Below are 11,244 nucleotides of genomic sequence, written 5' to 3'. Positions count from 1 at the left end.
GACGAGACCGCCGTTCAGGCCGATCGCGAACGCGGTGACGCTGCCGGATGCGGGCCGGATGGTGGCGATGCCGGCCCCGGGCGGCGCGACGTGCTCACCGTGCACCAGGGCTGGTGCGCCGCCGGTGGACTTGTAGAGGCCGTAGCCCGTGCCGATCGTGTACGCCTCGACCTGGCTGTCGGCGTACGCCGGTGGGGTGCCGATCGGCGCGGCCGCGAGGATCAGCGCGGCGCCCATCGCGACCGCGGCGCGTCGATGTCCGGCGCGGATCTGGATCATGCGTGCCCCCTGCGGGTGATGGAACCGGTAGGGACAGAGTCGCCGCAGGACCACAAATCGCATAGGGATTCGTCGATCGATTTCGGGTGTCGGCATTTTCGGCACGACGATGCGGATCCTCAGCGGCAGTTCCGCCTCGCTCGGGCATCTCCTGCGCGCGCTGTCGCGGGCCGGGGTGCAGCGGGCGCCCGATCGCCCGCCGCACCCCGGGTCCTCAGCGGACGGTCAGCGAGCCGACCGCCGGCAGCGGGGCGACCACCGGCGGGAGCCGCTTCGGCTCACCCCGCCCGGGGGCGCCCTCGGCGGCCAGCACGCCCTTCGACGCCTCCGCCCGCCGGGTCGCCTCCGGCTCGGCCGGCAGCTCGGCGAACGGCTGGACGTCGCCCACACAGACCTTGCCGTTGGCCGGCAGCGCCCCGCGCAGCAGGTACGCGTCGACGGCGCCGGTCACGCAGGCCGACGTCCCGTACGCGGTGTGCCCCCAGCTGTCGCTGCTGAGCAGGCGGCTGTTCGGCAGCAGCCGGGCCGAGCTGACCGCGCCCCGGTAGTTGGTCGCCGGGTCCCAGTAGTTACCCAGCACCAGCACCGGCGCGGCGGTCCGCCGGTTGAACGGGCCGGTGTAGGCGTCCTCGTCCCGCACGGTCCAAGTCTTGCGGGCGCACGGCGAGGTGCCCCACGTCCACAGCCGACCGAAGTACGGGTCGCGCTTGTCGGCGTTGGCGGCCAGCGCCGGGAACGAGCCGGCGTCCTTCGGGTGGTACGCGTCGGTGCAGTCCACGCCGAGGAAGGTCTCCAACCCGTTCTCGTACGGGAAGTCGTACCGTCGGGCCTGCTCGCGGGCCTTGGCGGCCTGGCGGGTCACGTCGGCCGTCGCCGGGCGGCGGGCGGCCGGCGACGACGCCGGGTCGGTGAGCACCAGCAGGGCGGCGGTGAGGTCGACGACCTCGGCGTAGCCCGTCGGGCCGTAGAGCATGCTGAGGTTGGCGGCGACGAAGTCGGCGTACGTGATGGTGACCGGGCCGAGGTCGGGGTCCTCGATGACCACCGGCTTGGCCCGCAGCCGCTTCGCGACCAGGTCGAACGACGCGACAGGATCGCCCTCGGCCAGCGCACACGCCTCCGCGCCGGCCTTGTCGCAGCGCACCAGGATCTCCCGCAGCGCCTTGTACGCGCCCTGTGCGCTGCGCATCCGGTCCTCCTGGGACAGGTTGCGCGCCCTGCCCTGGCCGACCCACTCGTTCGGGTTGAGCACGCCGTCGATCACCAGGGCGCGGACCCGGTCCGGGAACATGTTGGCGTAGTACTGGCCGAGGATGCTGCCGTAGCTGAAGCCGAGGAAGGTGAGCTTCCGGTCACCCACGGCACGGCGCAGCACGTCCATGTCGCGGGCGACCTCGGCGGTCGACATCGCGCCGGTGAGCGGCTTGCCCGTGGTGGAGCAGCCCTTGCCGACGGCCTTCGAGGAGGCCACGTAGGCCTTCTCCTCGGCCTTCGTCCACGGGAACGCCACGTTCAGCCCGGCGTACGCCCGGGTCTGCTCCTTGACGGAGGGGAAGCATCTGACCTGCTGGCTGGCGGCGACGCCGCGCGGGTCGACGCCGACGATGTCGAAGCGGTCCAGCACCTCGTCACCGAGGAAGTACGGCGCGGCGAGCGCGACGTCGGTGCCGGAGCCGCCGGGGCCGCCCGGGTTGACGAAGAGGCTGCCGATCTTCCGCTGCTGGTCGCGGGCCTTGACGCGCAGCACGGCGACCTCGGTCGTCGGGCCGTTCGGCTTGTCGTAGTCGCGGGGCAGCCGGACGGTGGCGCACTCGGCGTAGCCGTAGCAGGCGTACCAGTCCAGCGTGGGCGTGGGCACCCGGTCGACCCGGCGGGCCTCCTGCGGGCTGGTCCGGTCGGAGGTGACCGGACGGTCCCCGCCGGCGGGGGACGGTGCGGCGGCGGCGGGTGCGACCGCGGCGCCGGCGAGGAGCACGCCGGCGATGCCCGCGGCGGCGAGGGACCGGTTTCGTCGTGGCATGTGGACGCCTTCCGGTGGGCGACAGGACGGTCGAGCCGTGGCTCGACCTCCGTCACTCTAGGAACGGCGGACCAGGATTACCGGCCGGCGAACGGCCGCATATCCGACAAACCGCTGATCGATGTAACGAATTGTTCACCGTCGACGCTTTTGGCGGCGGCCAGGCGCAGTGGCCCGGCGTCAGCCCGCGCGCCGGCTCACCTGATGCCGGCCATCCACACCGGCGGTCATCCGGTGCCGGCGACCCGGTTGACAGCGGGCCCCGCTCGGACATCCTGGACGGGTGAGACTTGCGAGGCCCGATGCACGGGCGAAGGCGGTGGCAGCCGCGCTGGTGGCGGCCTCCCTGCTGGTGACGCTGATCGTGTGGGGGCGCCAGGATCTCGTCGGCGTGACGTTGGCGCTGCTCTGCGTACTGGCGACGATGATCGCGGCGGTGTCCGTGGCGGCGGCCCGGCAGGACGACGGGCCGGAACCGGCGGTCACGCCGAACGGCCCGGGGCAGCCCGTCGGGGGACTGTACGGCGTCGACGCCGACACGCTGGAGTCGCTGGACCACCGGGAGGCCGTCCGCGCCATGCGCGAGCGCCACCGGGGACGCGGCGGCTCAGCGGCCCGTGAGGGTGGGTGAGACGAGCGCGTCGAGCCCACGCCCGGCCAGGCAGCGGTACGTCCGGTCGGCGTCGGCCCCGGCCGGGGGCAGCACCTCCAGGTTCCAGCCGTCCGCGTAGCTGATCCCGCTGGTGAGCCGGAAGGTGGTCTCGTTGCAGACCCCGCGTACCGCCGCGTCCGCGCTGACCTGGTCGTGGCCGGCGCCGACCAGGGTGTCGGGGAGCTTGCCCTCGGCGTAGCTCTCCCAGGTGTGCTGGCCGTCGCAGGGCACCCGGGGCGCCCGGGTCCGCGCGCCGCGCACCTCCATCGGCCCGAAGCACTCCAACTCGTCGGCGCAGCCCGCGCCGGCCGGCAACGCGGTCGTCAGGGCGCAGGCGGGCAGCACCGTGCTCGTCGCCGCCACGCCGGCCGTCGGCGACGGGCCCGGGCTGGAGACCGCGCCGGCCAGCCAGGCACCGGCGCCCGCCGAGGCGGCCAACGCGACCATCCCGGCGCCGCCGAGGAACCAGCGCCGCCGACGCCGCTGGCGGGCGGTGGGCACCGTGGGGTGGAGGTCCTCCACCGGCGGTCGCGGAGCGGGCCGAGAGACGTGGTCCACGCCGTACGGGCCGACGGGGCCGGGCACGCCGCTGACCGGACCCGGGATGCCCGTGCCGCCCGCCTGGGCGCCGGCGGGACCGAGCGGCAGGCCGACCAGCAGGTCGCGCAGCTCGACAGCCGAGGGACGCTCGCCGGGATCGTTGGACATCCCGGCCCGGAGCACGTCGATCATCTCGGCCGGCACCCCGGGCAGGCCGGGAACCGGCTGGTGGAACATCTCCAGCACGGTGACCAGGCTGGGGTTGCGTTCGGACTGCCAGCGCGGCGGGCGGCCGTGCATCACCGCGTAGAGGGTGGCGCAGAGGGCGTAGACGTCGACGGCGGGCGACGGCGGGCTGTGGTTGAACATCTCCGGCGGCGCGTAGGCCGGGGTGAGCACCTCCAGGGCGACCGAGGCGTCACGCATCTCGGCCACCACGGCCAGCCCGAAGTCGGCCAGCACCGCCGAGTTGAAGTGCGAGTAGAGGATGTTCGCCGGCTTGACGTCGCGGTGCAGCACGCCGGCGGCGTGCGAGTGGGCGACGGCGTCGGCGATCTTGACCCCGAGGTCGCGCGCCTCGGCGGGCCCGAGCGGCGAGGTCCGCATCCGCTCGGCGTACGAGCCGTCGCAGAGCTCCATGATCAGATAGGGATGCTGGTCGACCGTGACCCCGACGTCGAAGAGGTCGACCACGTGCGGGTGGGACGACATCCGCCCGGCGGCCCGCGCCTCGCGCAGGAAGCGGGCCTGGTCGTGCTCGCTGTCGAGGGTGCGATTCTCCACCTTGACCGCGACCTCGCGCCCCACCGAGATCTGGGTCGCCTTGTAGATCGTCGCGTAGCCTCCCCTGGCAAACACGCGCAGATCGGTCAGACCGGGCACAATGGGCGCCGGCAGGGCGCCGGGCGGGGTCGCGGTCACAGCTCGAAAATACCCAACCGGACCGACGGCTCAGTGAACCGCATCAGCGGCCGGAACGGCACCGGCTGCGGAATCGCCTCCGCCGCCCACCGCCCCCGGGCCCGCGCGACGGTTGTCCCACCAGAGCCCGACGGCGGTCGCCACCGCGCCGAGGCCCTCCCAGGCGGCCACCCCGAAGAACCTCCCGGGCGCGATGTCGGCCAGCACCGCGATGCTGAACACCGTGAACGTGACCAGCCGGAACACCACCGTGAAGCGGAAGAACGACCGCCATTCGGTGGCGGTGGCGAGCAGGTAGTAGACCCCCATGTTGAACGAGGCCATCGAGGAGGCGATCAGGAAGGTGCCGGTGTGGTCGCCGGCCGCGCGCGTCGCCGGCACCTCGAAGCCGAGCATTCGCAGCAGCGCCTCCGGCCAGACCAGCCCGACCGCGCCCATGAGCAGGGCCAGCACGCCGAAGACCGCGATCGTCCATCCGGCGGCCGAACGCGGCAACCTCATCACGGCCCTCCCCAGACCCGACGCGGTCGCACGACCGACCGCCCCTCGGACCTGACACGCTATCGGCCATCCCCGACACACCGCATCCCCAGAACCGCCAGACCTTCCGGTTCCGGGGTTCGCGGGACTAGGGGGTGGTCAGGCGCGCCCGCAGGGCGTCGGCGGCGGCGCGCTCGCTGCGCTGCTCTGTCGCGTACGCCAGGCGGACCGCCTCCTCGGCGCTGGCGAGCGCCTCCACGGGCCGGCCGCAGGCCGCGAGCGCCTCGGCGAGCACCCGGGCGGCGACCACCTGGCTGCGCACGTCCTCCGCCGGGGCGGCGACGGCCCGCCGGGCCCAGTCCAGCGCCTGCTCGCACTGGCCGTGGGCGAGCAGGGCGGACGCGTACCGGGCCATGGTCTGGCGGCGGGAGAAGAGCAGCGAGGGCACGGTGGCGGCGGCGGTGGCCACCGGGGCGAGCAGCCCCACGGCGGTCGCGGAGTCGCCGGCGGCCAGCCGGGCGGTGGCCAGCAGCACCCGGGGCCCCACCTGGGCGGGTGCCTGCGGGTTGTGCGGCTCGACGGCGGTCAGCACCGACCGGGCGTCCCGCTCGGCCGTGTCGCAGTCACCCAGGTCCAGCGCCACGAACCCGCGCAGCGTGCCGGCCATCCCGGTGAGCAACGGGTGCGACGTCCGCTCCGCGTACGACAGCGCGTCGGTGAGCAGGTCGGCGGCGTGCCCCGGCTCGCCCAGCCCGCGCGCCACGACGCCCCGGACGACCAGCGCGAACCCGCGCCCCCAGTCGTCGGAGGCGGCGGCGAACTCGCGGTACGCCCGACGGGCCCCCCGGTCCGCCTCGCCCAGCTCGCCCAGCTCGGCGGTGGCGAACGCCTCGACCGCGCGCAGCGTGCCCACCGCCCACGCCTCGCCGACCCGCTCGCCGAACGGCAGGAAGACCTGCGCCATCCGGCACGCCTCGCGCAGCCGGCCGGCGAGCAGCCGGGCGAAGGCGGTGGTGCCGCGCAGCCAGGCCCGCCCGTACGGGTCCTTCAGCTCGGCGAAGAGCCGGGCGGCCCGGCCGAGCACGGCGTCGGTGCCGGCGAAGTCGCCCCGGGTCGTGGTCACCCAGGCCAGGTTCTGCAACGACCACGCCTGCCCCCGGCGGTCCTGCGACTGGAGGCTCACCTGGTACGACGCGGCGAGCCGGCTGCTGGCCTGCCCCAACCGCCCGGCGACGAAGTCGGCCATGCCGAGGCGGCGCATCGCCGAGGCGCGCAGCGTCGGCAGCCCGCCGGCCGTGGCCACCTGCAACGCCTCCTGCCAGCAGCCCACCGCGCGCGCCTGGTCGCCCATGGTCTGGTGGGCCTGCCCGGCGAGCAGCAGCGCGCTGGTCCGGACGGCGGACTCGTCGCCGGCGTTGGCGGCGATCTTCTCGGCGAAGGCGAGCGCGTCGGCGGGGCGTCCGACCTGGAGCAGCGCCCGGGCGTGCACCACCCGGTCGGCCGCCGGCACCCCGTCCCGGGCCAGCTCGGCCGCGCGTTCGGCGTACTCCACGGCCAGCGCGGGCTCACCCGCCTGCAACGAGCGGCGCGCGGCCCCGCCGAGGGCGGTGACGCCCAGACCGACGACGGCCCGCGCCGGCGCGTCCGGCCGCAGCCCGACCGCGTCGGCCAGCGCGGCGGCCCGTTCCACGTGCTGGGCCACGAAGACGTCCCGGGCCGCCTCGGCGAAGCCGCCCGGCGCGCCCGCACCTGCCGACGGGCCGGCCGCGGCCCACCGGGCCAGCGCCGCGTGCCGCTCGGCCAGCTCGGCCTTGCTCACCCCGGCATACGCGGCCTCCCGCATCAGCGGGGTCGCGAAGGCGTACCCGGCGCGGGTGCGGTGCAGCATCCGGCGTTGCAGCAGCTCCTCGACCGCCCGTTCCAGCTCGACGGCGACCACCGCCGCCGGTCGGCCGTCGCGGCCGGCCCGCTGCTCGCGCAGCGCCTCCAGCGCACCGTCCGGCACCGTGTCGCCGACGACGGCCGCGTCCCGCAGCACGGAGCGGGCCTCCGCCGGCAGCGCGTCGATGCGCGCGGCGAGCACCGCGGCCAGGTCGCGGGAGAGCAGGCGGCTGCCGAGCGAGCCGGGCACCAGTCGCCAGCCGCCCGGGCTCGGGGAGTTCCGCTCGGCGACGGTGGTCAGCGCGCCCCGCTCCATCAGCAGGGTGACCAGCTCGGCCAGGTAGAACGGGTTGCCCTGGGCGGTGGCGAGCAGCCGGTCGGCGTCGGACTGCGGCAGCCTGCCGCCGCCGAGGTAGGTGGTGAGCAGCCGGGCCGCGTCGGCGCCGCGCAGCGGCGGCAGCGCGTGCACCTCGGCGTCGGCGACCCGGGTCAGCGCCCCGGCGGTACGCACCAGCTCGGGCCGGCCGAGCAGCAGCACCAGCACCGGGCCGGCGAGCCGGGACAGGGTGATCCCGAGCGCCTCGATGGTCTCGGCGGTGGCGTCGTGCAGGTCGTCGACGACGACCACCAGGGGCGCCTCCCCGGCGAGCGCGGTGAGCAGGTCCGCGACCGCGTTCGGCACGGTGTCGGCGTCGGTGGGCTGGGCGGTGCCCCACTCGCCCTGGTCGGCCGGGCCGCCGCCGGGCAGCTCGGCGTACCCGAGCAGGGCCAGCAGCTGGTCGATGGCGACCGGCGCCGGCGTGCCGGTGCGGCTGAGTCGCTGGCCGAGCCGGCGCAGGCGTTCCTCGACGGCCGGGCGGGTGAGCGCGGTGGCGGCGTCGTTGGGCAGGCCGACCGCCGCCCGGACCAGGTCGGCCAGGGGCGCGAGCCGGCGTCGCTCGCCGAACGCGGCGCAGCGCACCGACAGCACCCGGGCTCCGGTGTGCGCGGCGTACCGGCCCGGGCCCACGTCGTAGCCGGCGGCGAGGCGTTCCACCTCGGCGGCGAACCGGGACTTGCCGATCCCGGCCTCGGCGGTCATCAGCAGCACCCGGGGTTCGGCGCGGTCGATCACCTCGGCGAGCCGGCCGGCGACCCGGCCGATCTCGGTCTCCCGGCCGACGAAGGGCGCCTCGTCGCCGAGGCCGGACCGGGTGCCCGGGGCGTCCAGGAGACCGAGCAGCTCGTACGCCTCGACCGGCTCCCGCTTGCCCTTGAGCCGCAGCGGGCGCAACGCCCGCCAGGAGGCCACGTGCCGGGTGGCGGCGGAGGTCCGCGCCCCCGCGTAGACCGCGCCGACGGCGGCGGCGTCGGCCAGCCGGGCGGCGGTGTTGACGGTGTCGCCGATGACCGTGTACTCGATGGCGGCCTGGATGCCGGCGATCACGTCGCCGGTGTTCAGCCCGACGCGCAGGCCGAGCGGCGCGCCGCCGCCCCGCTCGTCGTCGAGCACCCGGCGGACCGCCCGCTGCATCGACAGCGCGGCCCGCACGGCCCGCTCGGCGTCGTCCTCGTGCGCGACCGGCGCCCCGAAGACCGCCATGATCCCGTCGCCGGTGAGCTTGTCGACGTGGCCGCCGAACGTCTTCACCGCGCCGGCCAGCGCGGCGAGCACCCGGTCGGTGACCGCGCCGACGCGTTCCGGGTCGAGGTCCTCGGACCAGGAGGTGAAGTCGGACAGGTCGCCGAAGAGCACCGTCACCACGCGGCGTTCGGCCGCGGGCAGCGTCGCGGCGGCCGGCAGCGCGGCGCCGCAGTTGTGGCAGAACCGCGCGCCGGGCACGGCGACGGTTCCACACACCGGGCAGGTCACGCTTGCTCCAACCCCGCGGCACCTCCGCCGGATTCCCGGCCCAGGTACTCCAGCTGGGCCCGGACGGACCACTCGGCGGCCCACCACAGCGACCGGTCGACGTCGGCGTAGACCGTCGCGACCACCTCGGCGGCGGTGGAGGCGCCCGCGGCGACCGCCGCCCGGACCTGGTCGAGCCGGGCCCGGCGGTGGGCCAGGTAGAAGTCCGCGGCGACGCCGCAGTCGGCCAGTGCCGGACCGTGCCCCGGCAGCGCCGGGATCCCCCGGTACGTCGAGAGCAGTTCCAGGCTGGCCAGGTAGTCCCCGAGGTGCCCGTCCGGGTGGGCGACCACGGTGGTCCCCCGGCCCAGAATCGTGTCGCCGGTCAGGACGACCCGCTCGTCGCCGTGCTCGACCAGGAAGCAGACCGAGTCGCCGGTGTGCCCGGGGGTCGGCACGAGTCGGACGCCCAGCCCGTGGCCGTCCAGCTCCCCGCCCGGCCCGGTCAGCGGCTCCCCGGCGATGGTGTGCGCCGGGTCGGCGGCGCGTACGGGCACCCCGCCGAGCAGCTCGTGCAGGCGGCGCGAGCCGTCGGTGTGGTCGGGGTGGCCGTGGGTGATCAGCACCAGGCCGATCGGCCCCTGCGCGGCGATCGCCGCCAGGTGCCCCTCGTCGGCCGGGCCCGGGTCGACGACGACGGCGTGCTCCCGGCCAGGGGCGCGCAGCACCCAGGTGTTGGTGCCGTCGAGCGTCATCGGCCCAGGGTTCGGGGCACGCAGCAGCGTCACCCAACCCGGCAATCCGTCGGCGAGCGCCGCCGCCGGCGCGGTGAAGTGCCCGGTCATGGCTGCGATCGTACGGCCCCGCCGGCCACTCCCCGCGATCTTGCAGGCTCCGCCTCTGATACGTACCGGTTCACGGCTTTTGCCGGGCACCGAACGCAAGATCGCGGGGAGGTGGTGCGGGTCAGGAGACCTCGACGACGACCTCGACCTCGACGGGGGCGTCCAGGGGCAGCTCGGCCACGCCGACGGCGCTGCGCGCGTGCCGGCCGGCCTCACCGAAGACCGCGCCGAACAGGTCGGACGCGCCGTTGATCACGCCCGGGATGGCGGTGAAGCCCGAGGAGGCCGCGACGAAGCCGGTCAGCTTGACGACCTTGACGACGTTCTCCAGGCCGACCAGCGAGTCGATCGCGGCCAGCGCGTTGAGCGCGCACTGCTGGGCCAGGTCCTTGGCCTGCTCGGCGGAGACGCCGGCGCCGACCTTGCCGGTGGCGAGCAGCTTCCCCTCGACCATCGGCAACTGCCCGGAGACGTAGACGTGCTGCCCGGACTGGACGGCCGGCACGTAGCTGGCCAACGGCGGGACCACCTCGGGCAGCGTGTGCCCGAGCTCGGCGAGTTTCGCGTGCGGACCGTTGCTCATGCCGCCACCTCGCTGCGCTCGGCGGCGTCATGAGCCCTCGACGCGCCGGTCAGGATGATTCGCTCGCTCCGCTCGCTCATGCCTTCGGCCGCTTCAAATAGGCGACGAGCTGCTCCGGGTTGGGACCGGGAACCACGGAGACGAGTTCCCACCCGTCCTCACCCCAGTTGTCGAGGATCTGCTTGGTCGCGTGGACCAGCAGCGGGACCGTGGAGTATTCCCACTTCTGCATCGGTGGAGGGCTCCCTTGGCTGGAGTTCGACTTCTCGACGCACAGCCTACGGTCCGGCGGACGGGCGGGGCGCGGGACGCTGCTCCGGGGGCGCCGGCACCTCCCCGCAGGAGCCGCCGTGCTCGTACGGCTGGGGGCAGCGGGAGCGGTCCGGCAGCAGCAGGTCGCAGAAGACCCGGTGCCGGTTGTTCTGGTCGTCGGTGCTGGAGACGGTGGTCTCGCCGGCGTCCAGCTCGCTGAGGAAGCTCAGCGAGGTGGCGACCGTTCCGGCCAGCGCGGTGGCCGCCCTCAGGTCGGCGACCCGGATCGGCAGGTGGATGACGAAGCCGGGCTCCTCCTCGTCCCGGGCTCCCGGCCGGGCGGGCACGCGCATCACCTCGACGGGTTCGGCGAGCCGCCGGTACGACCGTTCGTTGACGGGCAGGCCGACGCCGCCCTCGGCCTCCCCCGGGAAGCCGGGCCGCCGTGCCCGGTCGCCCACCGGGAACTGTGCCCGAGGATTGTTGTCCACGTCGCGCATGCCTTGCCTCCGGACGTCGTACCTGGTCAGGTCATCGCTTGCGGGTCCGGGCCCTCCGCCCGGCCCGCCCCCCGCGCCGCTGAGAACGTAGGTCGGCGGCGACAGACACGCCAACCGGACGCGCACAGACGATCACCCAAAGTCACATATACGACACACCATCGGTAAGGAACCTGACGGCACCCGCCGCCCCCCGGAGCGGGGAACCGACCGTTACCCTTCCGGTCGGACGGGCGCTCCGCCGGCTCGCCGCCAGCTCGATCACGCTCGTCGCCCGGTCAGGCGGCGACGCCGCAACCCGGGGGATGAGATGACCCAACCACCCAGCGGTGGCCCCGTCGGACCGCCGGCCGACCAGCCCGGCTCCCCGGCGGCTCCCGGCCCGGCCGCCGCACCCGACCCGGCGACCCCATCCGGCCCGGCAGTCCCATCCGGCCCTGCCGCCGGGCCGGATGGGGTC

General features: G+C 75.2%; 10 protein-coding genes. 1 reads left to right on the top strand and 9 read right to left on the bottom strand.

All coding sequences use genetic code 11. The features are described from left to right. Together F6X68_RS24825 and F6X68_RS24820 are read right to left on the bottom strand one after the other, a co-directional pair. On the bottom strand, positions 1–279 hold a 279-nt coding region (locus tag F6X68_RS24825), incomplete at its 3' end, for a hypothetical protein (RefSeq protein WP_225852403.1). A gap of 214 nt (positions 280–493) precedes the next feature. Further along, entirely contained in the window at positions 494–2,299 is a 1,806-nt protein-coding gene (locus F6X68_RS24820) for an alpha/beta hydrolase (protein ID WP_151456545.1), read from the bottom strand. 283 nt (positions 2,300–2,582) lie between these two features. On the opposite strand from F6X68_RS24820, the gene F6X68_RS24815 reads away from it, so the two are divergent. Then, on the top strand, positions 2,583–2,930 hold the full coding sequence (locus F6X68_RS24815; RefSeq protein ID WP_151456544.1) for a hypothetical protein: 348 nt from the start codon (positions 2,583–2,585) through the stop codon (positions 2,928–2,930). Here F6X68_RS24815 and F6X68_RS24810 read toward each other — a convergent pair. The 7 genes from F6X68_RS24810 to F6X68_RS24780 form a co-directional block, all read right to left on the bottom strand. Further along, positions 2,907–4,412 (bottom strand): serine/threonine-protein kinase, encoded by a 1,506-nt coding sequence (locus F6X68_RS24810; RefSeq protein WP_151456543.1) that lies wholly within the window; start codon positions 4,410–4,412, stop codon positions 2,907–2,909. The genes F6X68_RS24815 and F6X68_RS24810 overlap by 24 nt on opposite strands. A 30-nt stretch (positions 4,413–4,442) precedes the next feature. Next, positions 4,443–4,913: a hypothetical protein gene (locus tag F6X68_RS24805; RefSeq protein WP_151456542.1), complete on the bottom strand. Its 471-nt coding sequence runs from the start codon at positions 4,911–4,913 to the stop codon at positions 4,443–4,445. 127 nt (positions 4,914–5,040) lie between these two features. Further along, positions 5,041–8,625 carry an adenylate/guanylate cyclase domain-containing protein gene (locus F6X68_RS24800; protein ID WP_151456541.1) on the bottom strand — a complete coding sequence of 1,195 codons (3,585 nt, stop codon included), beginning with the start codon at positions 8,623–8,625 and terminating at the stop codon, positions 5,041–5,043. Then, on the bottom strand, positions 8,622–9,449 hold the full coding sequence (locus F6X68_RS24795) for an MBL fold metallo-hydrolase (protein ID WP_151456540.1): 828 nt from the start codon (positions 9,447–9,449) through the stop codon (positions 8,622–8,624). The genes F6X68_RS24800 and F6X68_RS24795 overlap by 4 nt, the downstream gene beginning before the upstream one ends. 121 nt (positions 9,450–9,570) lie before the next feature. Continuing rightward, positions 9,571–10,032: a RidA family protein gene (locus F6X68_RS24790; protein ID WP_151456539.1), complete on the bottom strand. Its 462-nt coding sequence runs from the start codon at positions 10,030–10,032 to the stop codon at positions 9,571–9,573. Between the two features lie 76 nt (positions 10,033–10,108). Continuing rightward, the gene (locus tag F6X68_RS24785) at positions 10,109–10,264 is read right to left on the bottom strand and encodes a DUF4177 domain-containing protein (protein WP_018222171.1); all 156 of its coding nucleotides are present in this window, start codon (positions 10,262–10,264) and stop codon (positions 10,109–10,111) included. A 46-nt stretch (positions 10,265–10,310) separates the two neighbouring features. Beyond that, positions 10,311–10,784 carry a hypothetical protein gene (locus F6X68_RS24780; protein WP_151456538.1) on the bottom strand — a complete coding sequence of 158 codons (474 nt, stop codon included), beginning with the start codon at positions 10,782–10,784 and terminating at the stop codon, positions 10,311–10,313. Between the last annotated feature and the right edge of the window lie 460 nt (positions 10,785–11,244).

The sequence above is a fragment of the Micromonospora sp. AMSO12t genome (assembly GCF_008806585.1).
Taxonomy (GTDB): Bacteria; Actinomycetota; Actinomycetes; order Mycobacteriales; family Micromonosporaceae; genus Micromonospora; species Micromonospora reichwaldensis.
The sequence above is the reverse complement of the archived record's forward strand: the minus strand, read 5'-3'. Positions and strand labels throughout refer to the sequence as shown.

Bases quoted from the DNA above. Each gene is read 5' to 3' on its own strand.
- F6X68_RS24820 (WP_151456545.1), bottom strand. From the start codon at position 2,299: ATGCCACGACGAAACCGGTCCCTCGCCGCCGCGGGCATCGCCGGCGTG.
- F6X68_RS24805 (WP_151456542.1), bottom strand. From the start codon at position 4,913: ATGAGGTTGCCGCGTTCGGCCGCCGGATGGACGATCGCGGTCTTCGGC.
- F6X68_RS24780 (WP_151456538.1), bottom strand. From the start codon at position 10,784: ATGCGCGACGTGGACAACAATCCTCGGGCACAGTTCCCGGTGGGCGAC.
- F6X68_RS24785 (WP_018222171.1), bottom strand. From the start codon at position 10,264: ATGCAGAAGTGGGAATACTCCACGGTCCCGCTGCTGGTCCACGCGACC.
- F6X68_RS24795 (WP_151456540.1), bottom strand. From the start codon at position 9,449: ATGACCGGGCACTTCACCGCGCCGGCGGCGGCGCTCGCCGACGGATTG.
- F6X68_RS24790 (WP_151456539.1), bottom strand. From the start codon at position 10,032: ATGAGCAACGGTCCGCACGCGAAACTCGCCGAGCTCGGGCACACGCTG.